Source organism: Kribbella koreensis, assembly GCF_039525325.1.
Lineage (GTDB): Bacteria > Actinomycetota > Actinomycetes > Propionibacteriales > Kribbellaceae > Kribbella > Kribbella koreensis.
The window spans coordinates 226,423-251,602 of the sequence record NZ_BAAAHK010000001.1 but is presented as its reverse complement, the minus strand read 5'-3'; the positions used below and the strand labels follow the sequence as shown (position 1 = coordinate 251,602).

At 67.7% G+C, this 25,180-nt stretch carries 15 protein-coding genes; 6 read left to right on the top strand and 9 right to left on the bottom strand.

Annotated elements, in window-relative coordinates:
* Positions 1–31 precede the first annotated feature (31 nt).
* From glgB to arfA, 6 genes are all read right to left on the bottom strand, one after another.
* On the bottom strand, positions 32–2,386 hold the full coding sequence (gene glgB, locus ABD116_RS01210; protein WP_425552037.1) for a 1,4-alpha-glucan branching protein GlgB: 2,355 nt from the start codon (positions 2,384–2,386) through the stop codon (positions 32–34).
* Positions 2,387–2,458: 72 nt separating this feature from the next.
* Positions 2,459–5,371: an ATP-binding protein gene (locus ABD116_RS01205; RefSeq protein ID WP_343963816.1), complete on the bottom strand. Its 2,913-nt coding sequence runs from the start codon at positions 5,369–5,371 to the stop codon at positions 2,459–2,461.
* A gap of 80 nt (positions 5,372–5,451) precedes the next feature.
* Positions 5,452–6,864, bottom strand: coding sequence for a maltokinase N-terminal cap-like domain-containing protein (locus ABD116_RS01200; RefSeq protein WP_343963815.1), 1,413 nt, complete (start codon positions 6,862–6,864; stop codon positions 5,452–5,454).
* Entirely contained in the window at positions 6,861–8,585 is a 1,725-nt protein-coding gene (gene treS, locus ABD116_RS01195; protein ID WP_425552036.1) for a maltose alpha-D-glucosyltransferase, read from the bottom strand. Before treS ends, ABD116_RS01200 begins: the two co-directional genes overlap by 4 nt.
* A 307-nt stretch (positions 8,586–8,892) precedes the next feature.
* The gene (locus ABD116_RS41750; protein WP_425552035.1) at positions 8,893–9,510 is read right to left on the bottom strand and encodes a sunset domain-containing protein; all 618 of its coding nucleotides are present in this window, start codon (positions 9,508–9,510) and stop codon (positions 8,893–8,895) included.
* 136 nt (positions 9,511–9,646) lie between these two features.
* On the bottom strand, positions 9,647–10,771 hold the full coding sequence (gene arfA / locus ABD116_RS01185) for a channel-forming protein ArfA/OmpATb (protein WP_343963813.1): 1,125 nt from the start codon (positions 10,769–10,771) through the stop codon (positions 9,647–9,649).
* Positions 10,772–10,964: 193 nt separating this feature from the next.
* Here arfA and ABD116_RS01180 point away from each other — a divergent pair, with 193 nt between their 5' ends.
* The 3 genes from ABD116_RS01180 (at position 10,965) to ABD116_RS01170 (ending at position 13,311) form a co-directional block, all read left to right on the top strand.
* Complete coding sequence (locus ABD116_RS01180; RefSeq protein WP_343963811.1) at positions 10,965–12,227, top strand: glycoside hydrolase family 18 protein; 1,263 nt, start codon at positions 10,965–10,967, stop codon at positions 12,225–12,227.
* A 322-nt stretch (positions 12,228–12,549) separates the two neighbouring features.
* Entirely contained in the window at positions 12,550–13,134 is a 585-nt protein-coding gene (locus ABD116_RS01175; RefSeq protein ID WP_343963809.1) for a winged helix-turn-helix domain-containing protein, read from the top strand.
* 42 nt (positions 13,135–13,176) lie between these two features.
* Positions 13,177–13,311, top strand: a complete 135-nt coding sequence (locus tag ABD116_RS01170) for a hypothetical protein (protein WP_343963807.1) — start codon at positions 13,177–13,179, stop codon at positions 13,309–13,311.
* Positions 13,312–13,373: 62 nt separating this feature from the next.
* Here the strand turns inward: ABD116_RS01170 and ABD116_RS01165 are convergent, their stop codons facing one another.
* Positions 13,374–17,792 carry a S8 family serine peptidase gene (locus ABD116_RS01165; RefSeq protein WP_343963805.1) on the bottom strand — a complete coding sequence of 1,473 codons (4,419 nt, stop codon included), beginning with the start codon at positions 17,790–17,792 and terminating at the stop codon, positions 13,374–13,376.
* A 293-nt stretch (positions 17,793–18,085) separates the two neighbouring features.
* Between ABD116_RS01165 and ABD116_RS01160 the strand changes: the two genes are divergently transcribed.
* Complete coding sequence (locus ABD116_RS01160; protein WP_343963803.1) at positions 18,086–18,718, top strand: winged helix-turn-helix domain-containing protein; 633 nt, start codon at positions 18,086–18,088, stop codon at positions 18,716–18,718.
* A gap of 11 nt (positions 18,719–18,729) precedes the next feature.
* The gene (locus tag ABD116_RS01155; RefSeq protein WP_343963801.1) at positions 18,730–19,905 is read left to right on the top strand and encodes a threonine synthase; all 1,176 of its coding nucleotides are present in this window, start codon (positions 18,730–18,732) and stop codon (positions 19,903–19,905) included.
* Here ABD116_RS01155 and ABD116_RS01150 read toward each other — a convergent pair whose 3' ends face one another.
* Positions 19,906–20,286, bottom strand: a complete 381-nt coding sequence (locus ABD116_RS01150) for a hypothetical protein (protein WP_343963799.1) — start codon at positions 20,284–20,286, stop codon at positions 19,906–19,908. It abuts the gene before it with no gap.
* Between the two features lie 44 nt (positions 20,287–20,330).
* Positions 20,331–22,319 (bottom strand): alpha-1,4-glucan--maltose-1-phosphate maltosyltransferase, encoded by a 1,989-nt coding sequence (locus ABD116_RS01145; RefSeq protein ID WP_343963797.1) that lies wholly within the window; start codon positions 22,317–22,319, stop codon positions 20,331–20,333.
* Between the two features lie 250 nt (positions 22,320–22,569).
* Here ABD116_RS01145 and glgP point away from each other — a divergent pair, with 250 nt between their 5' ends.
* Positions 22,570–25,173 (top strand): alpha-glucan family phosphorylase, encoded by a 2,604-nt coding sequence (gene glgP / locus ABD116_RS01140; protein WP_343963795.1) that lies wholly within the window; start codon positions 22,570–22,572, stop codon positions 25,171–25,173.
* The last annotated feature ends 7 nt before the right edge of the window (positions 25,174–25,180 follow it).

The window sequence follows — 25,180 nt, the reverse complement described above, 5'->3', positions numbered from 1 at the left end:
GGCGGACGCAACCTCACCCGCTTTCTTTCGGTCAGCCGTCGTACCGCAGCCAGATCGTGCCCAGCGGCGGGACCGAGATCTCCGCGCTGGCCGCCATCCCGTGCCAGCCCTCGCCGTCGGCCTCGAAGCCGCCGAAGTTGCCGACCCCGGAACCGCCGTAGACCTCCGCGTCCGTGTTCACCAACTCCTGCCAGTGACCCGCGAACGGCAGCCCGAGCCGGTACCCGTGATGCGGCACCGCCGAGAAGTTGGCGACGCAGGCGAGCGTCGGCTGGCCCTCGTCGCCGTACCGGACGAAGGAGAAGACGTTGTTGCCGGCGTCGTTCGCGTCGATCCAGGAGAACCGCTCCGGCACGTGGTCGGTGCCCCAGAGCGCCTTGGTGTCCTTGTAGTTCCCGTTCAGATCCTTGACCAGCTGCTGCAGACCGCGGTGGTCGCTGTGGTCCAGCAGCCACCAGTCGAGCTCGCCCTTCTCGGACCACTCCGACTCCTGGCCGAACTCGCACCCCATGAAGAGCAGCTGCTTGCCGGGATGCGCCCACTGCATCGCCAGGAAGGCCCGCACGTTGGCGAGCTGCTGCCACCGGTCACCGGGCATCTTGCGCAGCAGCGACCCCTTGCCGTGCACGACCTCGTCATGCGAGATCGGCAGCACGAAGTTCTCGGAGTACGCGTACATCATCGAGAACGTCAGCTCGTGGTGGTGGTACTGGCGGTAGATCGGCTCGTGCTCGAGGTAGCTGAGCGAGTCGTTCATCCAGCCCATGTTCCACTTGAACCCGAAGCCGAGGCCGCCCAGATGGGTCGCGCGGGTGACGCCCGGCCACGAGGTCGACTCCTCGGCGACGGTGATCACGCCGGGGACGCGCTTGTACAGCGTCGCGTTCATCTCCTGGAGGAACGAGACCGCCTCGAGGTTCTCGCGGCCGCCGTACTGGTTCGGCACCCACTGACCTTCCTGGCGCGAGTAGTCCAGGTAGAGCATCGAGGCGACGGCGTCGACGCGCAGGCCGTCGATGTGGAACTCCTCGGCCCAGTAGACCGCGTTCGCGACCAGGAAGTTGCGGACCTGCGGCCGGCCGAAGTCGAAGACCAGCGTGCCCCAGTCGGGCTGCTCGCCCCGGCGCGGGTCCGGGTGCTCGTACAGGGGAGTGCCGTCGAACCGGGCCAGCGCCCAGGCGTCCTTGGGGAAGTGCGCCGGCACCCAGTCGACGATCACGCCGATGTTTGCCTGGTGCAACGAATCGACCAGGAAGCGGAAGTCGTCCGGGTCGCCGAAGCGCGAGGTCGGGGCGAAGTACGAAGTGACCTGGTACCCCCACGAACCGCCGAACGGGTGCTCCATCGGCGGCATCAGCTCGACGTGGGTGAAGCCCATCTCGACCACGTAGCCGACCAGTTCGTCGGCGAGATCCCGGTACGACTTGCCCTTGCGCCACGAGCCGAGGTGCACCTCGTACACACTCATCGGCTCCGCGTACGCCTGTGAGGCGGCGCGATGGTCGAGCCAGGCGGCGTCGTTCCACTCGTACGTGGACTCGTGCACGACCGACGCGTTGGCGGGCGGCACCTCGGCCAGGTTGGCCATCGGGTCGGCCTTCTGACGCCAGACGCCGTCGCGGCCACAGATGTCGAACTTGTACCGCGTACCGGGGCCGATGCCCGGGACGAACAGCTCCCAGACGCCGGACGAGCCCATCGTGCGCATCGGGTGCGCGCGGCCGTCCCAGAAGTTGAAGTCGGCGGTCAGCCGGATGCCTTGGGCGTTGGGCGCCCAGACGGCGAACGACGTACCGGTGACGGTGCCGGTCGGGCCGTCGTAGCGGCGGACGTGGGCGCCGAGCACGGTCCACAGCTGCTCGTGCCGGCCCTCGCCGATCAGGTGCAGGTCCATCTCGCCGAGCGACGGCAGGTACCGGTAGGGATCGTCGACCTCGAGCGCCGGGCCGTCGGTGTAGGTGACCTCGAGCCGGTAGTCGGGCACCTTGTCGACGTCGAGCACGCCGACCCAGACACCTTCGAACTCGTGCTCCAGCTCGACGCTCGCGTGGTCGAAGACAGCGGTCACACTCAAAGCGAACGGCCGCAGGACGCGCAGCGTCACCACACCGTCGCCGAGATGCGGCCCGAGCACCTGATGCGGATCGTGGTACGTCCCCGAGACCAGCCGCTCCAGCACCCCACGCTCGACCGGAACCGCCTTGTCCAGAAGACTCCCCGGCACCGCGTCGTCAGTAGCCGGACCCGGATACGACCCCGGCATACCGGCCCCCGCGACCGAGTGGTCGCCCGTCTCCACAACCGCCGACTCAGCCACCTCAGCGGGAGGTTCCGTCATCGCCTCGGAGATCGGCGTCGTCACCTGATCGCTCTTGCTCGAATCCATAAACCCCATCCTGCCCGATGAAACCGCGAACTACTGCACCCCGTACCCGTCTGACCAGCACGTACACAACTGCTATTCGGCGAGCGTCTTCCGTAGCCCTTCCAAGCGGGCGGTGTAGCGGGGCCAGCCGAAGCCGGAGGCGGTGTAGTCGGTGGTGGTTTCGGTGAGGAGGGCGCGGGCCCGGGGGAGGTCGCCTTGGGCGGTGGCGAGGGCGGTGGCAGCGGCTCGGGCCGCCAGCCAGGGCGTGCTGTTGGCCGGGGCCTCGGCGAAGACGGCGTCGAGGAGGTCGGCCGCCTCCGCCAACTCGCCTTCGAGGATCAGCACGTCGGCCAGGTCGATGTGGGCCATCGTGATCCCGCTGTTGTCGGCCACGGCGTACTCGACGGCCGAGCGCAGATACTTCTCCGCGTCCTCGATCGAGCCCTTCGCCAGCGCCACCGACCCGCGGATCACGTCGTTCAGCGGCAGGATCTGCCGGTCGTCGAGCCGCCGGGCATAGTGATCCGACTCGTTCGCCGCATCGAGTGCCTCCGGTAGCCGGCCGAGCGCGACGAGGGCGCCGGCCAGGTTGCTGAGGCCGCGGGACAGACCGTGTTCGTCGCCGTAGACCCGGTCGGCGGCGATACAGACGTCGTACTGCTCGACCGCCTCGGCAGGCCGTCCGGTGTAGAGGTACAGGGTGCCCAGCGCATCAGTGAACGCCGACAGCCGCCGCTCCTGGCTCGGCCTGGCTGCGGCCAGCTCCTGGCCGGCGAGCAGATGGCCCAGCGCATCGCGCAGGTGGCCGCGCTCGATCTCGACGATGCCGCGGTAGTAGAGGACGGTCAGCGTGAGCGTGTCGTCGTTCAGCTGCTTGGCGAGTTGCTCGGCCTCGGTCAGCAACGCCGCCGCCTGCTCGAACTGCCCGAGCATCGTCAGCACGAAAGCGTGATTGCTCAACGCGGTCACTCGCTCGGGCTGGGTCGCGCCCTCGGCACCCGACAAGGCCTCGAAGTGCCGGGCAGCTTCGCCGTACCAGCCTCTGACCAGCCATGGGGTGTGCAACAAGAGCGCCAGCCGCAGCCCGACGACCTCACGTGAAGTGCCGACGGCCCGGTCCAGGGTGTCGAGCAGGTTCGGCCACTCGGAGAAGACCTCGGCGATCGACTCCGCGGTCGCGAAATCGTCGTTGTCCTGCCCGATCGTCTGGACCCGGTTGATCGCCCACTCGAGCTCAGCACTGCGCGCAGCCTCGGTCTCGCCCGCGTCCTCGAGCTTGGCCAGCGCATAGTCCCGTACGGTCTCCAGCAGCCGGAATCGCCGCCCGTTCACGGCTTCCACTGTCAGCAGGCTCCGGTCGGCCAGCTCCGTCAAAGCCGGCGCGACATCCCGCGGATCGAGCGCGACCTGCTCGGCCGCCTCCAACGTGAACCCGCCGGCGAAGATCGCCACACGACGCAGTACTGCGCGCTCCGCGTCACCAAGCAACTGATGACTCCAGTCCAGCGCCGCCACCAGGCTCGCGTGCCGCGCCTGCGCGTCCCGCGAACCGGCCACCAGCAACCGCATCCGCTGTTCGAGCCGATCGGACAACTGTGGCACGGTCAGCGTGCGGGTGAGACCGGCCGCGAGCTCGATTCCCAGCGGCAGCCGATCGACAGCCGAACAGATCGCCGCCACCTGCTCGGGATCCGCCCCTTGAGCATCGGCTGCACACCGCTCGGTGAAGAGCTGCGCCGCGGCGATCGCATCCAGCGGACCCATCGCGACGACGTCCTCGACGCCAAGCTGCAATGGCCTTTGCGACGTCACGACCACGGTCAGCCCGGGCGCCCGCCGGAGCAGCCCGGAGACGATCTCCGCGACCGGCTCGACGACATGCTCGGCGTTGTCGAGCACCAGCACGGCACCGTCCAGCGACACGGCAGCCGCGGCCAGCGGATCGTTGCCTCCGGCATCGTCTCCGGTGATGGCCTCCAGTACGGCGCTCTGCCGGTGCAGCGGAGCGAGCTCCACGAAGCGGACCGAGCGGCCCGTGTTCGCGACCAGCCGGGCGGCCTCGGCGGTCAGTCGCGACTTGCCGCTGCCGGGGCCTCCGGTCAGCGTGATGAGGCCGGGCGTGGCGATTCGGCGTACCAGGGAATTGAGCTCGCCTTGGCGGCCGACGAAGCTGGTCAGGGGAGAGGGGAGCTGGACCGGCGCAGGCAGAGCGGCCGGTGCGGCATGCACGACGGCGGGTTCGGGCGGTGCGAGCAACAAGGTCGGATCCTGGCGGAGCAGGCGCAACTCCATCGCTGCGGTGTCCGGCGCCGGATCGACGCCGAGCTCCTCCGACAACCTGGACCGGAGCTTGGCGAGGCGACTCAGCGCATCGGCCTGCCGACCCGTTCGGTACAACGCGAGCGCGAGCAGGCACCACAGCCGCTCATGCAGCGGATTCTCGGCAGCCAGCGCCTCCAACTCTCGGCCTGCCTCGGCGGCGGCACCCAGCGCGAGGTCGGCGTCGAGCCGCTCGACCTGCAGGTCGACCCGCCACGAATCGAGCTGCTCCCCTTCGATCGCGGCGTACGGAATGCTCCTGAGGTCGGCCAGCGACTGACCACGCCACTGGCTGAGCGCATTACCGGCGGCCGCACGCACCGCGTGATGATCACCAGCCCGTACTGCGACGTGCATCCGCTCCGCCGCCGCGCGGGCTGCGACGAGGTCGGTCAACCGCGCGGACAACGCGTAACCGCCGTTGGCGCGGGTGAGCGACTCGGGGGAGTCGATTGCCGCACGCAACCGTGACGCGAGCACCCGCAGCCGCTCGGTCGGACGCGCGAGCTCGACGTCTCCCCACAGATCTGCTGCCAGCCGTTGATCCGGCACCGGCAGCCCGTCGGCCAGCGCGAGCCGGACGAGCAGAGCCCTTTCCAGCGGCCGATCCACCGGCCGCGGCACGCCCCCGAGGCTGACGACGAGAGGTCCGAGCACGAGGATCTCAAGCTGCGGCTCGGGGGGCATACCGCCAAGTATTACAGCGACAACTCACCCACGCTCTGTAATTCTTCGCAGGATGAGATTACTTGGTCAAAAATTGGGTATTACGTAGCGCTCAGTTGTGCGGCCGCGGCCAGCGGGATGGGTAGCCAGCTCGGCCGGTTGCGGGCTTCGTAGAGGGTTTCGTAGATGACCTTGTCGGCCAGGAACGCGCTCAGCAGGACGTTCTGGTCGCGGGGGTCGGTGCCGGAGATCTCCGCGTAGCCGTCGCAGAAAGCGCGCCGGTTGCGGTTGGCCCACTCGGCCGCGCGATAGGCGATCTGCTGGTCGCCCTGGTGGTCGGCGAGCAGCGAGCGGGCCGCGTAGTCGAACGACCGGAGCATGCCGGCGATGTCCTTGATCGGGGTGTCCAGCGCGCGCCGCTCGACCAGCGACTTGGCCGGCTCGCCCTCGAAGTCGATCAGCTTCCAGCCGTCGATCGTGCGCAGTACCTGCCCGAGATGGAAGTCGCCATGGATCCGCTGCACGGTCACCGGTACGCCGGAGTCCGCGAGCGCGTCGAACGCCCGGGTCAGCCCCGGCCCGAACTCGGCGAGCTCGGGCACCGCCTTGATCGCCTTCTCGAGCCGGCGGCGCATCGCGTCCGCGTGCTCGACCATTTGAGCCGGCTCCCAGATGTCCGTGCCGAGTGCCTTCGCCAGCTCGGCGTGGACCTGCGCGGTGGCCGCGCCGAGTCGCTGGGACTCACCCGCGAAATCGCCACCGACCTCCTCGGCGTGCAGGTCGGCCTCGGCATACAGGTCCCGGACCGAGGTGGTCGCGTACGACCAGCCGTCGGTCGCGTTCTTCTGGAACGCCGTCATCATCGCCAGCTCACCGGAGTCGGTGCCGCCGCCGGCGCGCGGCCAGGAGCCTCGCGCCGACCCGAGCACCTCGGGTACCAGGTCGGAGCCGGCCTCGGTGAGCGCCGACTCGATCTCGACCCCGGGATTGCTCCCGGGCTCGAGCCGGCGGAACACCTTCAGCAGTGCGGTGTCGCCGAAGACCAGCGACGTGTTGCTCTGTTCGACCGTGAGGACGAGCGACTGCGCGTCCTCCGGTACGACGGTCGTCCGCTCCGGCGCGTGCACCGGGTGGAACTCCAGACCGGCCAGCTGCCGCCCATGGGTGAGGGCGTCCAGCCAGTACGGCGTGGCCTCCTTGTCGTGCAGCGCGTCGTACACCCAGACCCTCGTGTCGTCGAGGTCCTGCTCCGCCCAGTCACCGATCAGGGCATGGCCGAGGTTGTCGACCGGCGCCTGGTGGTAGCTGAGCGGGAGCTGGTAAACCCGGATTGCGTTCTCCGCGCCGGGCGGGCCGGCGCAGTAGACGAACCCGATCCGGACCGCGGGCCAGACGCCCTCGTCCGACAGCCACGCGGAGGTGGCCATCGCATCGACGTGGACGTCGTGTCCCTTCTCACCGAACCATCGCTGGTTGGCGCAGAAGGACTGGACCTGGTCCAGATGGGAAGTCACGAAGAGCTCTCCTCACGATCAGCAGCCTTGTTGACCGGCAGACGGAACCAGTAGAAACCGTGCGCGCCCAACGTCAGCAGGTACGGCAGTTCACCGATGGTCGGGAAGTGCACCCCGCCCAGCAGCTCGACCGGCTCCACTCCTTGCCACTGCCGCAGATCCAGCTCGATCGGCTGCGGGAAGCGCGACAGGTTGTTCACGCAGAGCACCACATCGTCGCCGAACTCGCGGATGTAGGACAGCACGCTCGGGTTGGAACCGCCTAGGTCAGTGAAGGTACCCATCCCGAAACACGGGTGCTGCTTGCGGGTCTGGATCATCCTGCGGGTCCAGTGCAGCAGCGACGACGCGTTCTCCATCTCGGCCTCGACGTTCACCGCCTGGAAACCGTAGACCGGGTCCATGATGACCGGCAGGCTGAGCTTGCCCGGGGTGGCCGTCGAGAACGACGCGTTGCGGTCGGGGGACCACTGCATCGGCGTCCGGACGCCGTCGCGGTCGCCGAGCCAGATGTTGTCGCCCATGCCGATCTCGTCGCCGTAGTACAGGATCGGCGAGCCGGGCAGCGACAACAGCATCGCCGTGAACAGCTCCATCCGGTTCACGTCGTTGTCGAGCAACGGCGCGAGCCTTCTGCGGATGCCGATGTTGGCCTTCATCCGCGGGTCCTGGGCGTACTCGCCCCACATGTAGTCGCGCTCTTCGTCGGTCACCATCTCGAGCGTCAGCTCGTCGTGGTTGCGCAGGAAGATGCCCCACTGGCAGGTGTCGGGGATCTGCGGGGTCTGGGCCAGGATCTCCGAGATCGGGAACCGCGACTCGCGCCGCACGCCCATGAAGATCCGCGGCATCACCGGGAAGTGGAAGGCCATCTGGCACTCGTCGCCACCGGACTCGCGGTCGCCGAAGTACTCGACCACGTCACCAGGCCACTGGTTGGCTTCACACAGCAGGACGCGGTCGGTGTAGTTCGCGTCCACCTCCTTGCGGACCCGGCGCAGGAAGTCGTGCGTCCTGGGCAGGTTCTCGCAGTTGGTGCCCTCTTCCTCGAACAGGTACGGCACCGCGTCCAGCCGGAAACCGTCGACACCGAGGTCGAGCCAGAACTTCAGCGCCTCGATCATCGCGTCGCCGACGGCCGGGTTCTCGAAGTTCAGGTCGGGCTGGTTGGAGTAGAACCGGTGCCAGAAGTACTGCTGGCGGACCGGGTCCCAGGTCCAGTTGGAGGTCTCGGAGTCGACGAAGATGATCCGCGCGTCCGAGTAGGCCTCGTCGTTGTCGGACCAGACGTAGAAGTCGCCGTACGGGCCGTCCGGGTTGGTGCGGGACTCCTGGAACCAGGGGTGCTGGTCCGAGGTGTGGTTCATCACGAAGTCGACGATCACGCGCATGCCGCGCGCGTGGCACGCGTCCATGAACGCGGCGAAGTCGGCGATCGTGCCGACCTCGGGCATCACGTTCGTGTAGTCGGAGATGTCGTAGCCGCCGTCACGCAGAGGTGAGGGGTAGAACGGCGGTAACCACAGACAATCCACGCCGAGCCACTCGAGATAGTCGAGTTTCTCGGTCAGGCCTTGCAAGTCGCCGATGCCGTCGGCGTTCGAGTCCTTGAAGGACCGCACCAGCACTTCGTAGAAGACGGCCCGCTTGAACCACAGCGGGTCACTCTTCGTCAGTCCGTGGTGCTGCTCCGGCAGCATGTCGGTCACGCTCACCTCCATCGGGTGTCATCCCCTCGGTCCAAACCTAGCGGTACTACGCGGGTGGACACTTTTTCGGCCTGCACTGTTTTCCCTTACCCCGCTCGCGGGTTCTCAAAAGGGGACGGTCAGGCCGCCGAAGGTGTCCGGTGATGTGCAACGACGGGGGTCAGGATGGGCGGTCCGCGCCGACGTCCAGCTCAGTGTGACGGCCCTTTGCCAGTACAAGCAAATGGGGGCCTGATCGCGCTAATCCTCACCGAAACCGTGATCTGGAACGCGTTGCCTTCACCGGTTTCGGTCGTTAATTTGCCCTACCGCGAAAGGGTCAGTCGGTGGGGCGGGCGGACTTGCGGGGCTTGCGGACGTACTTGGTGAAGCCGGCGCGTTCGGCGTCGGCTTCGGTGCGGAACCAGACCTCGGCTTTGGTGCGGCCGTAGTACGGCGAATCCGGGGTGTGGAAGAGCATCGACTGCGCATTGCCCTTGATGGTGAACCCGTCAGGCGGCCCCTGGTGAGCAACCGCATCGGCCGAGCCTTCGCCGTATCGTCCGGGCGGAACGGGCTCGGCTTTCGCCTGTACTTCACCTGTCGCCGATCCCGCGTCGTCGAAGAGCGTCGGCTCGCCGGCATCCATGCGCACCGAGAACGCGGGTTGCGCCGGCTCGGGTGCGGGCTCAGGCTCGGGCTCGGGTTCTGGTTCGTGGAGGGTTTGGTCGAAGAGGGCGACCGGTTCTTCGAAGTGTTGAGGTGCTGGCGTGGGAGTAGCACCTGCTGCTGCTACTCCTGCCGCGACGAGAGTCTTCTCCTCGACGGGTTCTTCCTGTTCGGCCGGCGCCTCCACTGGTGGGGGTTCGCGGCGGTTCAGGAGGAACCAGGTGATGATTGCGCCGATCAGGAACGCCAGTAGGAGCCACAGCCAGTTGTGGCGGAACAGGTAGGCCATCAGCGTGCACCCTTCGGGCCGGCCGGCAGCAGGCGGTGGAGCAGCCAGGCGGCGGCGCTGCCGAGGACGAACGCGGCGAGCAGCAGGAACCAGACCTGCGCGATCAGCCAACTCATGAAGATTCCCCTAAGGAGCGTCAGAGAACTCGGATCTCGACCCGGCGGTTCGCGATCCGGCCGGCGGAAGTGCTGTTGGACGCCACCGGCCGGGTCTCCCCGTACCCGCGGCTGGTGATCCGCCCGGCGGGTACGCCGAGCTTGACGAGCGCTGTCTTGACGGCGTCCGCGCGCTGCTGTGACAGCGGCAGGCTGGTGGCCGGGTTGCCGAGGTTGTCGGTGTGGCCGCTCACCTCGACGTCGAAGCTGGCACAGCTCAGCAGAAGTTTCGCCGCTTTGGTCACCGACGCGCGGGAAGCGTCGTTCACGGTGTCGGTGCCGGACAGGAAAACGAGCTTGTTCTCCGCGTTGAAGCGCGCGAGCCGGGCCTCGAAGGTCTGGCACGCCTCGCTCACCTGCGGCTTCGGCGGTGCCGGCACCTTCAGCTCATTGGCGATCACGGCACCCGGTACTGCGGCAGCGGCCGCGCGTGCCGCCGTCGCCTTGGTGGCCTGGTCGGCGACCTTGCCGCTCAACGTCACCTTGTCGCCGTCGTACTTGATCGCGGCATCGCCGGTCGCGGTCGACAGCGCGTGCAGCAGCGCCGACAGCGCGGTCGGGTTCGGCAGCGCCGTCTTCTCGTCGATGCTGATCTGGTCGGTGAAGTCGGTGCCCTCGGTGAGCAACGCCTGCACCTCGGCGACGAGCTTGTCCTTCGTCTCCTGATCCCGCACGACGGCGTGAACGGTGATCGCCTGGTCCGTCCGGCTGAGCTCGAAGGGCGCGACGGTCGGCGGTGCCGAGGGCACGGCTGACGTCGTACCGGCCGGCTCCTCGGCGGTACCGGTTGATGGTGCGCTCGTCGGGTTGGCAACGAGTTGCTGGTTGCTGTGCGCGGTCCGGACGCCATCGACGGCCGCGACCACCTTCTGCGCCTCGGCCGCATCAGCCCCGGCCGGTACGACGACCGTCGCGTCGCGTCCGGAGAAGTCGACCCGTACGCCGGTGATACCGCGGGCGTCGAGTGCCTCCAGCGACCGTTGCCGAAGATCGTCCTCGGTCGGCCCGGCCTTGATGCTGATCACCACCGCGGCGAGCAGGACAGGAACGAGTACGGCCGCAAGCAGCCAAACAAAACCAGGCCGCCGCCGTGCAAGTCCGGGCACTGTTCCTCCGTCAAGAGCGGTCATAGGTGACCGTGCGCGAGGAGACTACTCCGTACCGCTCCGGGCGCGCATACCAGCCCGCCAAAGTTTTACGTGAACAGGCGAACACTTTTATTCAGGTTCCTCCTTTTATTAACTCCCAGTACTCGATAGAGTGCGCTCAGTCCCTCTTTCGCCCCCCTTGGAGGAACACATGAGAGTCCGCCCCCTGCCCACTCTGCTCGCCGCGGTGGCCTTGCTGGCCGTTGGTGTCGTACCGGCCGCGGTCGCTGCGACACCGCGCGAGACGGCCGCGCCGACCGCAGTCGCGCCTCTGCAGGACGGCGCCAAAACTGTTGCCGCCGGCAAGAAGGTCGTCGGCTACTTCACCGAGTGGGGTGTCTACGACCGCAACTACCACGTCAAGAACATCAAGACGAGCGGGTCGGCCGCCAAGCTGACCAACATCGTCTACGCCTTCGGCAACACCACCAACGGGCGCTGCACGATCGGTGACGCGTACGCCGCGAACGACAGGTTCTACGACGCGGCCAGCTCGGTGGACGGCGTCGCCGACACCTGGGACACCGGCGCGCTGCGCGGCAACTTCAACCAGCTGCGCAAGCTCAAGCGCGAGTTCCCGAACATCAAGGTGGTCTGGTCGTTCGGCGGCTGGACCTGGTCCGGCGGCTTCACCCAGGCCGCGCAGAACCCGACCGCGTTCGCGAACTCCTGCTACAGCCTGGTCGAGGACCCGCGCTGGGCCGATGTCTTCGACGGCATCGACATCGACTGGGAGTACCCGAACGCCTGCGGCCTGAGCTGCGACACGTCCGGCCCGAACGCGTTCAACAACATCATCACCGCGCTGCGCAACCGGTTCGGCTCGTCCGCGCTCGTCACGGCGGCGATCACGGCCGACGGCACCACCGGCGGCAAGATCGACGCCACCAACTACGCGACGGCGGCGCAGAAGCTCGACTGGATCATGCCGATGACGTACGACTACTTCGGCGCGTTCGCGGCGCAGGGCCCGACGGCTCCGCACTCGCCGCTGACCTCGTACTCCGGGATCCCCACGGCCGGCTTCTACGGCGACGCGGCGATCCAGAAGCTGAAGACGAAGGGCATCCCGTCCTCGAAGATCCTGCTCGGCATCGGCTTCTACGGCCGCGGCTGGACAGGTGTCACGCAGGCCGCACCGGGTGGGCGTGCCACTGGCGCCGCGCCGGGCAAGTACGAAGCCGGGATCGAGGACTACAAGCTGATCTCGACCCGCTGCCCGTCCACGGGGACAGTCGGCGGTACGGCGTACGCGTTCTGCAACGGCCAATGGTGGGGTTATGACACGCCCGCCACCATTCGCAGCAAAATGCAGTACGCGAACACCCAGGGCCTTGGTGGCGCCTTCTTCTGGGAGCTGTCGGGCGACACCAGCAACGGCACCCTGATCACCGCGGTCAAGACCGTCGGCTGATTTCTGATCCATCCGGCCATCGCCTGATCCGACTGCGCCTGTTGGTCGGCGATCCCGCGTCCGGGGCCCTCTGCACCGTCCTGCAGAGGCCCCGGACGCTTTGTATTGCTCGGCAATCCGGTTTCCGGGCCGCGACTGTGAGCGACGGTGGACCGGGTGTTTTGTGGCGCTGCGTAGACCGTCGGTGCCCGTTCGTGGCCGGTGTCGGACAGGTCGCATTTGTGCCATCCGGGGACGCAGGGAATCCCTTGACTTAACCCTCGCGGTTCGAAGTACTGGTCCCTTGCATGACCCCCGGCAAGCGTTTGACAGGAGGGGCTCCATGGAGAGGCTGCCGGACTCGTCGTTGATCATCGGGGTGGCGACGTCCACCGCCGAGCGGGTGCAGCTCGCCCGGCTGCTCGGTGGTGCCGACGCGTTGTTGCTGGTGTCCAGCGCGGAGCAGGCGCGGGCGTTCCTGGAGCTGACCGCCACGGCGGAGTCGGCGCCCGTAGTACTGACTCCCGCGGTCGTGCCGGCGATGAGCGTGCGTGGGGTGACTGCCCAGATCGGGGCAGCCGTGCCCATCTCGTCAAAGCCGGTACCGACGCCGCTGACCGTGGCTCCCGCTGCCGAGGACAACGCGCTGGAGCTGGACGTGGACCGGCGGGTCGTGCGCTACAAGGATCGGGAGGCACGACTGACCCGATTGGAGCATGACTTCTTGCACTGCCTGGTGGCGGAGCCGGGCAAGGTGTGGACGTACCAGCGCCTGCACCACGCGGTCTGGGGCAACGAGCACCTCGGCCACGGATCGCACATCCACTCGGTGGTCAAGCGCCTCCGCCAGAAGCTGGCCAGCCTCGGAGCGACCGTCACCATCCACGCCGTCCGGGGCGTCGGGTTCCATCTGCTGCCGGCGGTCTGACGAACCCGTGTGACCAATTGGCTTTCCGTGCGTTAGACGTATATGGCAGAGCAAATGGTGTCGGATGTCGTGCGCGGGATCGCCGAGCGCCTCCAGGTCGACGAAGACACAGCCTCCCTGCTGATGGATCGCCCCTACAGCCACGTTGCGGAAGACCTCGAGCTGGAAACGGCTTGAGGCAGCAAAAGAACCGCCCCCACCCGGTGACCCGGATGGGGGCGGTTTTCTTTACCTGACTACTACTTCGTCGCCTTGAGTGCGAAGTCCTCGACGACGGTCTCTCCGTTGATCAGCTTGGTCGTCCGCGTCTGCGGCTTGTAGCCGTCCTTGGCGGCGATCAGCGTCAGCGGGTTGTTGCGGCGGTCCAGCCAGTAGGCGTAGCCGCCGTCCTTGTCGGTGATGAAGGTGTACTCCGACGCCCACGAGTCGACCTCGACCGTGGCTCCGGGGAGCGGTGCGGTGGTACCGGAGGTCGCGACCCCGGTGACGGTACCGGCCAGCTTGCTCCACGTGGTCGGCGGCGTGACAGTGAGCTTCACGTCGACCGGGTCCACGCTGTACGGGGTGTTCTCGCCGATGGTGACCGCGGCCGTGTAGGTGCCCGGCTGGTCGACAGCGGCGTTCAGAGCCACCTTGACGGTGACCTTCTCACCCGGGGCCAGGCTGGCCTCGGTCTTGTCCAGGCTCAGCCACTTGACGTCGGCCGACGACTCGGAGCAGTTCTCGAGGCCGGGAAGAACCTCGCCCTCCACAGTCGGGGTGAACCCACCGGACGATCCACCGACCCGGTAGAAGCCACAAGCCGCACCACCGCGGTAGCGGGGCTGGTTGGCGTTCGGCAGCGCGGCCCAGGTACCGGCCGCCGGGTCGAAAGCGAACCCGGCGTTGGTGACGGCACCGCCCTGGACTCCGCCGACGACGAGCAGCTTGCCACCGGCGACGGCGAAGGACGCCGCCCAGTGGTCGGCCGGGGAGTCGGCGATCGGGGACCAGGAGTTCGCGCCCGGGTCGTAGACGTAGCTGGACTTCTGCGACGCCGACCCGTCGTTACCGCCGGAGCAGTAGATCTTGCCGTCGATCGCGCCGCAGGATGCGAACGCCACCGACTTCGGGTAGTTGGCCAGCGTGGCCCAGCTGTTCGACGCCGCGTCGTAGGCGACCACGGAGTTGGACATCGGGAGACACGCCGAGGTGGTGCAGCCACCCACTGCGTACAGCTTGCCGTCGAGGACAGCCTGCCCGGCGGCCGCACGCGGCGTCGGGTTGGCGGCCACGGCGGACCAGGCGTTGGCCGCCGGGTCGTACGACCAGGTCGCTGCGTCCGGACCACTCGCACCCCAGCCGGAGCTGACGATGAGCTTGCCACCCACGGCGCCGACGGTGACGGCGTTACGGGCGCCCGGAAGCGGGGCGATCGGAGTCCAGGCCAGGGTGGCCGGGTCGTACACGTAGCTGTTGCCGGTGGAGGCGCTGCCGTCGCCACCCGCGATCGAGTAGATCTTGCCGTCCAGGTTGACCACCCGGTTGTCCATCACGACGTTCGGGAGGTTGGCGATGTTGGTCCACGGGGCCGCGAGCGGACCCGGTGCGGCCGGCTTGACCGCCATCTTGCCGGACAGCTTGCTGCCGAACGAGGTCGGAACCTCGAGCCGCTGCAGCGGGGCTCCGGTGCTGTTCAGCACCTGAGTCTTGGTGGTGGTGCTGCCGTTCGCGTTCTGCAGGGTGAAGCCGCCGTCGCGCTCGCCGAACTTCAGGTCGACGTTCGCGGTGCCGGTGTTGGTGACCACGAACTGCTTGGTCACCTTGCCGCCCGGAAGCCTCAGGCTGGCGTCGAGTGCCGTCGGAGCGACCGAGACGCGGCCGGCCTTCAGGCTGAAGTCGGCCTGGGTGACCCAGTCCGCCTCGACATCGACGTTCGCCTGCGAGCTGGTGTAGTTACCGGCCTTGGCGGTGTAGCCGTGCGTGCCGTCCTCGGCGGAGTACAGCCAGTAGAAGCCATCGGCTAGGCCGGTGTCCTCCGGGGTGGCGACACTGGTCGCGGTCTCGCTGGGCTTGTCGTCACGGGTGACGACGGCGCCGTTCACGTAACCGCCGGTGTTGGTGTCCTTGACGTTGCCGACGACCAGACCGCCGCCGGTCGGCTCGCAGGTGACGGTGGTGCCGATCAGCACGCTGTCGACCTCCCACCACCATTCGTACGAGGCGTCGTAGTAGTGGAAGCGGACCTGGACGGCCGACTTGCCGGCCGCCTGCGGGATCGCGATCTCCTTGACGCCGCGGGCGTCCGCGGTGGCCTGCTGGAGCACGTTCGTCCAGGTGGCGCCGCCGTCGATCGAGAGGTCGACATCGGCCTTCTCGCCGCCGAGCCAGTTGAGGTCCTGGTTGAACTTGATCTTCGGCGCGGTGACCGCACTCAGGTCCACCACCGGGCTGACCAGTGAGGTGTCCTGCGAGTTGCCGGCGCCGTACTTGTCGCTGTCGATGATCGCGAAGCCGCCGGCCGCGCCGGTCAGGTTGCCGCGGTTGCCGACATCGGTGAACTTCCAGACCTGCCCGTTGCCCTTGTTGTCGACGACGGTCCAGCCGCTCGGCGCGACCTGGCCGTCGAAGGTCTCGTAGAGACCGTCGGAGCCGTTGCGGTAGCCGGGAGCGGTCAGGCAGGCGTCGGAACGGACCGGGACGGCGACGTTCTTGGTCAGGTTGCCGGCGCCGACGGTGATCGGCACGCTGGTCGTCTGGTACCCCGGAATCTGGGACTCGACGGTCAGCGTGTACGCCGCGCTGGCGGGCACCTTGAAGGAGTAACGGCCGTTGGTCGGGGTGGTGTAGTCGTACACGCCACCGGGACCCTGGACACTGACCTTCGCGTACAGCGGCCAGCCGTGGCCGGAGCCGTCCGTGACGGTACCGCCGACGCTGACCGTCGGAGCCGCCGTCAGGGCGAAGTTCTTCGTGGTGGTGGTGTTGACGGTGATGGTCGCCGTACCGGTCTGGCCGACGTAACCGAAGGCGGTCACGGCGAGCGAGTAGTCACCGGCGGGCAGCACGGTCGAGTACGAACCGTCGGCCGAGGTGGTGAGCACCTTGTCCGGCGTACCGGTCTGCTTGATGGTGAGCGACGCGCCGCCGATGCCGGCGCCGCCGGTACCGGTGACCTTGCCGTTCAGGGTGCCGGTGTCGCCGACGGGAGCAGCGTTCAGCAGGGCGAGCGCGTCGACGCGGCCCTCACCGAACACGTTGTTGTTGGCGTCGGTACCGCCACACTGCGCGTTCGGGGAGTCGATCGCGGTGCCGTTGAGCAGCGCGCGGGTGGCCGCGACGTCGCCCTTCAGGCTCGGTGCGCCCGACCACAGCAGCGCGACGACGCCCGCGAGGTGCGGGGTGGCCATCGAGGTGCCGTTGAACGCGCCGTAGGTGTTGCCGGGCAGGCTCGACCGGACGTTGACGCCAGGGGCCGAGATGTTCGGCTTGATCGTGCCGTTCTGGCCGGCACCACGGCCGGAGAACGAGGCGATGGTGTTGTTGACGTCATAGGCGCCGACCGAGTAGTTGCTGGTCGAGCTGCCGGGGGAGCCGCTGGTGTTACAACCGGAGCCGCTGTTGCCGTTGGCGAAGACGCCGAAGATGCCGGACGCCGTCCACGCGAGCGTGACGTCCTCCATGAACGGGTCGTTCGACGGCAGCGTGCTGCCCCACGAGTTGTTGATGACGTTCGGCCGCTTGCTCGCGTCCGGGTTCGCGCCCGCGAGGTTGGTCGGCTCGAGCATCCACTGCCCGGAGCTGATCAGTGCCTCGTCGCTCGGGCAGCAGCCGTTGGCGGCGATCCACTTGACGCCCGGCGCGACGCCGATCTGGTTGCCGGCTCCGTCGTCGCCGGCCATGGTGCCCATCGTGTGGGTGCCGTGACCGTTGTTGTCACACGGAGCGCCCGAGCAGCTGCCCGCGGCGTCGAACCAGTTGTAGTTGTGGTCGAAGGTGCCGTTGGCCAGCTTGCCGCGGTACTGGTTCACCAGCGCCGGGTGGTCGTACTGGACCCCGGTGTCGATGCTGGCCACCGTGATGCCGGCGCCCTTGTCGCCGTACTGCGCCCAGACCTGGTCGGCCTTGACGTTGGCGATGCCCCACTCGACCGCGTTGATCTCCATCTGCTGGGTGCCCTTGGTGACCGGCGGCACCTCGTACTTGACCGGGTTGTAGACGCCCTCGACCTCGGCGTGGCCGGCGATGCTCTGCGCCATCGCGAGCGAGCCGCCCTTGACGACGATCGCGTTGGTGGCCCAGTAGGTCTTGTACGTCGCGTGCTGAGCGTCCAGCTCGGTCTTCACCGAGGCCTGGCTCTCCGCGGCGGTCTTCTTCAGCGCCGCCGCGACCGCCGTACCGCGCTGGTTCCAGTCGGTGATCTTGCTGGCGGCGGTCAGGTCGGCCTTGTCGCTGAACCGGACCCAGAAGTCGGTCGCCTCTTTGGCGTCCTTGCCTTCCAGCTTCGACATCAGGTCAGGCTTGATCTTCGAATCCGGCGCGGCAGTGGTGCCGCTCGGCTTGGTAGGTGGTGCGGCCTGGGCCAGGCCGGAGGCGGCCAGCCCGGTGGTGACGACCGCCACCGCCGCAAAGGCGCTCACCAGTGATCTGGCGAGCCCCTTCTTCCGTTGATGTGACATCTCTGCAGCCCCTCACTTGTACGACCCCGAGTCGACTCCCCCGAGTCATGGTGCAGAGGTGCAGGGCTTCGCAGGCGCCGTGGTTGGTGAACCGGTTCTGCGAACACTCCGTGCCCCCCAGGTCGCCACGTGTTACGCGGCGAGCCTGCCGAGGACCCTATGTGTCATTCCAACGTCAGAACAAGCACACCTGGTGAGCAAGATGTGACAGACGGTTGGCTGCTTCGAGGCAAGTTTCGCCAATATTTGTCAATGCGTTGACGATTAGAGGCAGAGGTTGACATCGTAATCGGATGGTCACCGCCCGTGTCCCCACCGCGAGCGACGGCGCCCCCGACTTGACCAGTTCCGCCACCGAGCCGTTCCCCCTGCTGATCGCAGTGGCGGCCTCCTTGGAGGAGCGAGTCCGATTGGCGGAGCTCGTCGACGACGTCGCACCCTTGCTGCTGGTCTCCAGCCTGGACGAGCTGCGCAAGCTGATCACGCCCGCGCAGCCCTCACCTCCGGTACCACCGGAGCACCCCGAACCGCCCGAGCCCGAGTCGGTGGCTGAGTCGCCCGCGCGCCAGGTGCCTGGCCGGCGTACCGAGCGAGACGGACCGGAGGCCGACGTACTGACGATCGACTCGGCCCGGTCGGTCGCGCAGTGGCGTGACCGCGAGGTGCCGCTGACCGATCTCGAGCACGATCTGCTCACCTGGCTGATGACCGAACCGCTGCGCGTCTGGACGTACGAGGGACTGCATCAAGCGGTCTGGCGGAACCGGCATCTGCGCGGTACCGCGGACGTGCACTCGCTGGTGAAGCGGGTCCGCCGGAAGCTGGACGAGCTCGGCACCACGGTCACGATCGACGCGGTCCGGGGCACCGGCTTCCGGCTCACCGACCACCAGAACCCGGCGATCACGGGATTGCGTGCCGGGTAGCCTCTGAAGTCGTGCGCTTCTCCAGCTTGAGTCACCTCGAATGTCCTCAGTGCGGCCTGATCCACGACGCCGATCAGGTGATCGGACTGTGTACGTGTGGATCGCCGCTGCTTGCCCGGTACGACCTCGACGAGGTGCGCGCCGGGTTGACCAAGGACTCCGTTTCCTCGCGGCCGGCTGATCTTTGGCGGTATCACGAACTGCTGCCGGTCCGATCCGTGGAGAACGTGGTCAGCCTGGGGGAGGGGATGACGCCGCTGCTCCCATTGCCTGCTTATGGGCGGGAGCTGGGCGTCGAGCGGTTGCTGATGAAGGACGAGGGGCTGATCCCGACCGGGACGTTCAAGGCGCGCGGTGCTGCTGTTGGGGTGTCGAGGGCTCTGGAGGTCGGCGTTCGGAAGATCGCTATGCCGACGAATGGGAACGCGGGGTCCGCTTGGGCGACCTATGCGGCTCGGGCCGGCATGGAGGCGCTGATCGCCATGCCGCTGGCGGCGCCGGAGATCTGCCGGCGCGAGGTGACGGTGGTCGGGGCTGAGCTGAAGCTGATCGACGGGTTGATCGGTGACGCGGGTGCCTGGATCCGGGCGCAGTTGGAGTCTCGTGAGGGCTATCAGGATGTGTCGACGTTGAAGGAGCCCTACCGGATCGAGGGCAAGAAGACGATGGGGCTCGAGATCGCCGAGCAGCTCGGGTGGAAGCTGCCTGACGTGATTCTCTATCCGACCGGCGGGGGAGTCGGGCTGATCGGGATCTGGAAGGCGCTCTTGGAGTTGAAGGCTTTGGGGTGGGTCGACGGGCCGCTGCCGCGCCTGGTCGCAGTACAGGCCACCGGGTGCGCGCCGATCGTGCAGGCGTGGGAGAAGGGCCTACCGTCGAGTGAGCCCTGGCCGGATGCCCACACGGTTGCCTTCGGCATCACGGTGCCCAAGGCACTCGGCGACTTCCTCGTCCTGCAAGCGATCGCGGAGACCGACGGCTGTGCGGTCGCCGTCGACGACGCGGACATCCTCGCCGCCCAGCGCCGGGTCGCTTCGCTCGAGGGGTCGTTCATCTGTCCCGAGGGTGCGGCCAACTTCGCCGCCGTCCGGCAGCTCCGCGAGTCCGGCTGGATCAAGCCGGGCGAGCAAGTCGTCGCCCTCAACACCGGTACCGGGCTCAAGTACCCGGAAACCGTCCCGCTCTAGTCATTCGTCGGCGGTGTGCATCCAGGCCCACCAATGGGACAGGACCAGGCCGGAGATCACCCCGAAGCCGAGGTACACCTGCCGCTCGTCGTGAGTCCAGTCACCGCCGAGCGGCAACAACATCAGGATCGCGAGCACGACGAAGGCAGCGGCGGCGAATGCCAACCGCGGGGCCAGTGCGCGGGGGCTGAACCACTGCCACAGCAAACCGACCGCGACCCCGGCCAATCCGAGACCGCCCAGCCACAACTGCTCCGACCGCTGCACCGGGTTGTCCGCGTTCGACGGCCAGTAGTTGGCCACGACGGCGGAGGCCACTACCGGGATCAGCCAGCCTGTCCTTCGGCGTGCATCCGCTGACTCTTCCTTCAGTACCGACATCGTCGCCCCCACTTCATGTGTGTGAGGGCGATGATGTCAGGTGATCAGGCCTGGCCGCGGCGGACGGCGAGGATGTGGCAGGGGTCGCCGTTGGGGTCGAGCTTCACGTAGTTCTGCTGGCCCCAGCGCCAGGTGGCGCCGGTGACCTCGTCGTACACGGTGAAGGTGTCCTCTGGGCGCATGCCGAGCGCGGCCATGTCGAGGTGGACGAGGGACTCGCGGACCGAGTGGGGGTCGGTGTTCACCACGACGATGACGGTGTCGCTGTGGCCGTCGGGGCCGGTGACGCGCTTGGAGAAGCACATGATCTGCTCGTCGTCGACCTGGTGCAGGCTGAGGTTGCGCAGCTGCTGCAGGGCCGGGTGGCGACGGCGGATGTTGTTGAGCAGGGTCAGGTACGGCGCGAGCGTGCGGTTCTCCGCGGCGGCGGCATCCCAGTCGCGGGGGCGGAGCTGGAACTTCTCGGTGTCCAGGTACTCCTCGGAGCCCGGCCGCAGCGCGACGTGCTCATACAGCTCGAAGCCCGCGTACACGCCCCAGGCCGGCGACGAGGTGGCGGCGATCGCGGCGCGGATCTTGAACGCGCCGGGGCCGCCGTACTGCAGGTAGGCGGTCAGGATGTCCGGGGTGTTGACGAAGAAGTTCGGCCGCAGGAAGTGGCCGGTCTCCTTGGTCAGCTCGACCAGGTACTCCTCGAGCTCCCACTTCTCGTTGCGCCAGGTGAAGTACGTGTACGACTGGTGGAAGCCGACCTTGGCCAGCTCCTGCATCATCGGCCGCCGGGTGAACGCCTCGGACAAGAAGATGACGTCCGGGTCGGTCTTGCGGATCTCGCCGAGGATCCACTCCCAGAAGTTGACCGGCTTGGTGTGCGGGTTGTCGACCCGGAACACGGTGACGCCGTGCGAGATCCACAGCTTCAGGATCCGCAGTACCTCGGCGTAGATGCCTTCGGGATCGTTGTCGAAGTTGATCGGGTAGATGTCCTGGTACTTCTTCGGCGGGTTCTCGGCGTACGCGATCGAGCCGTCAGCGCGGACGCTGAACCACTTCGGGTGCTCGGTCACCCACGGGTGGTCCGGCGAGGCCTGCAGGGCGAAGTCGATGGCGACCTCGAGGCCGAGCTCGCGGGCCCGGCCGACGAACGCGTCGAAGTCGTCGAAGGTGCCGAGCTCGGGGTGGATCGCATCGTGCCCGCCCTCGGAGCTGCCGATCGCCCAGGGGGAGCCGGGGTCGCCCGGCTTCGGGTCGAGGGTGTTGTTCGGGCCCTTGCGGTACGACTGGCCGATCGGGTGGATCGGCGGGACGTAGAGCACGTCGAAGCCCATCGCGGCGACGGCGTCGAGGCGCTTGGCGGCGGTCTTGAAGTTACCCGACACCCACTCCTGCTTCTCGTCGTCGTAGTAGGCGCCTTCGGAGCGGGGGAAGAACTCGTACCAGCTGCCGTACAAGGCGAGCTGGCGATCGACCCACACCGGGTAGGTCTCGGAGGAGGTGATCAGCTCGCGTACGGGGTAGCGGCCGAGCGCCGAGCGGACCTGCGGCGAGATGCCCGCGGCCAGTCGCGCCTCGGCCGGCAGTGCGCCGTTCGCCAAAGCCTGCGCGGCGTCACTCAGCGTCGAACGGTCCACCCGTACCGCAGGCGGTACGCCGGCCGCGGCGCGATCGAAGAAGGCAGCGCCTTCGGCGAACATCAGGTCGACGTCGATCCCGGCCGGGATCTTGATCTCGGCGTTGTGCCGCCAGGTGCCGTACGGATCGCTCCAGCCCTCGATGGCGAACGTCCACGCTCCCTGCTCCTGCAGGGTGACGTCGACCGTCCAGCGGTCCGTGCCCTGACCGACCGGCGTCATCAGCATCCGTCTTGTCTGTCCCGACGGTGACGTCAGCACGACATTCGCGTTCACCGCGTCGTGGCCTTCGCGGAACACGGTGGCCGCGATGGTGAAGGTCTCGCCCACCGACGACTTGGCCGGATACGCTCCGGCGTCGACGGTCGGGGTGACGTCGGTGATCGGGATGCGCCCAGTCATGGAGTTAACGAACCTTCGCTTTCCGCAGTAGCAGGAACAGGGAAGTACAACACTCACGCTATCGGTTCCCAGACCAGTGACGCGCCATGCGGGCGTCACGGTTTGGATCAAACTGTGGATCACTTGCTCACGGGGTGATACAGAGTGAACCTTTGGGGTTAGTGGTCTGGTCCTGCAAGTTCTTGCTCGCGTTGCAAGATCGATGCATCCCGGGGGTGCTGTCGGCTCTCCGGGCCGGTACGGTGTCCCGGTGCGAGCGATACGACGATTCTCCGTCCGCCCTGTCCTGCCCGAGCCGCTGACCGGTCTCGGCACCCTGGTGAACAACCTGCGCTGGGTCTGGCACCCGGAGACGCAAGACGTCTTCGAGGCCGTCGACCCGCTGCTGTGGCGCAGCACCGGTGGTGACCCGGTTCGGCTTCTCGGTGAGGTACCGGCGGCCCGGCTCGACGAGCTGGCCAACGACCACGCCTTCCTGCGGCGACTCGAGCTGGCAGTCGCCGACCTGAACGGCTATGTGACCGACGACCGGTGGTTCCAGGCCGAGGCCGGTTCGCCGGTCAGCTCGGTGGCCTACTTCTCCCCGGAGTTCGGCATCACCCATGTGCTGCCGCAGTACTCCGGTGGTCTCGGCATCCTGGCCGGTGACCACCTGAAGGCCGCGAGCGACCTCGGCGTACCGCTGATCGGTGTCGGTCTGCTCTACCGGCACGGGTACTTCGGTCAGTCGCTGAACCGTGAGGGCTGGCAGCAGGAGCGGTACCCGCTGGTGGACCCCGACGGTCTGCCGATCAGCCTGCTGCGTGATGCCAGCGACGCGCCGGCCACCATCAGCGTGAACCTGCCGGGCGAGCGCAAGCTGTGCGCGCAGATCTGGGTCGCCCAGGTCGGCCGCGTGCCGCTGCTGATGCTCGACGCCGACATGGAGGACAACGAGCCCGCCGAGCGCGAGGTCACCGACCGGCTGTACGGCGGTACGACCGAGCACCGGTTGCTGCAGGAGCTCCTCCTGGGTGTCGGTGGCGTCCGGGCCGTCCGTGAGTTCTGCCGGGTCACCGGCCACGCGGCGCCGGAGGTCTTCCACACCAACGAGGGCCATGCCGGCTTCCTCGGCGTCGAGCGGATCCGCGAGCTCGCCACCGACCAGTCGCTGGACTTCGACACCGCGCTCGAGGTGGCCCGCGGCGGCACCGTCTTCACCACCCACACCCCGGTCCCGGCCGGGATCGACCGGTTCCCGGTCGAGCTGATCCAGCAGCACTTCTCGCCGGACGTGTTCGGCGACGGCGTGCCGATCGACCGGATCCTCGCGCTCGGCGCGGAGGACTTCGAGAACGGCGACCCGTCGGTCTTCAACATGGCGATCATGGGTCTGCGGCTGGCGCAGCGGGCCAATGGCGTGTCGAAGCTGCACGGTGTGGTCAGCCGGGGGATGTTCGCCGGCCTGTGGCCGAGCTTCGACCCGACCGACGTGCCGATCACGTCGATCACCAACGGCGTGCACGCGCCGACCTGGGTCGCGCGCGAGATCCACCAGTTGACGTACGCCAACACGGACACCGCGGTCGACGGCGAGGGGATCTTCGAAGGCCTCGACAAGACGACCGACGCGCAGATCTGGGAGACCAAGCGGATCCTGCGGCAGCGCTTCATCGACGACACCCGGGCCCGGGTCCGCGCGTCGTGGGTGAACCGCGGTGCTTCGGAGGCTGAGCTGGGCTGGGTCGATTCGATCCTGGACCCGGACGTGCTGACGATGGGGTTCGCGCGGCGCGTACCGTCGTACAAGCGGCTGACGTTGATGCTGCGCGACCCAGCGCGGCTGAAGGCGATGCTGCTGCACCCGACTCGGCCGATCCAGATTGTTATCGCGGGCAAGGCGCACCCGGCTGATGAGGGTGGCAAGAAGCTGATCCAGGAGATGGTTCGCTTCGCCGACGACCCCGAGGTGCGGCACCGCATCGTCTTCGTGCCTGACTACGACATCGCGCTGGCGCAGCCGATGTACCCGGGCTGCGACGTCTGGCTGAACAACCCGCTGCGTCCGTACGAGGCGTGCGGCACGTCCGGCATGAAGGCTGCTCTGAACGGTGCGCTGAACCTCTCGATCCGCGACGGTTGGTGGGACGAGTGGTACGACGACGAGTTCGGCTGGGCGATCCCGTCGGCCGAGGGGATCGAGGACACGGATCGTCGTGACGACCTCGAGGCGCATGCGCTCTACGACCTGATCGAGAAGCAGGTCGCGCCGCGGTTCTACGACGGTGACGTCCCGGGCCGCTGGATCGAGATGCTGCGGCACACGATCAAGGAGCTCGGCCCGAAGGTGCTGGCGACGCGGATGGTTCGCGACTACGTCCAGCAGCTTTACGTCCCGGCGGCCGAGTCTTCGCGGCGGCTCAACTCGACGTACGAGGGCGCTCGCGCGCTGGCGGCGTGGAAGCGGCAGGTCCGGGCAGCTTGGCCGGCCATCCGTGTCGACCACGTCGAACTGCAGGGCCTCGGCGATGTGCCGCAGCTCGGCACGACCGTTGGCATCCGTGCCTTCGTAACCCTTGGCGATCTGACGCCTGGCGACATCGACGTCGAAGCGCTGCACGGCCGGGTGAACTCCGAAGACGAGATCACCGACCCGGTCCGGGTGTCGCTGACGCTGGCCGAAACGTACGAGGGCAACCGCCACCGCTACGAGGGCGAACTCAAACTCGACCGCACCGGCCCCTTCGGCTACACGGTCCGAGTCCTCCCGAAGAACCCGATGCTCGCCAGCCCAGCAGAACTGGGTCTGGCAGCCGGTCCCTCGGACCCCGAAGACCCGGAAACCCCGGACCTTCCCGCAGGCTCCGAATTCTGAGCACCTG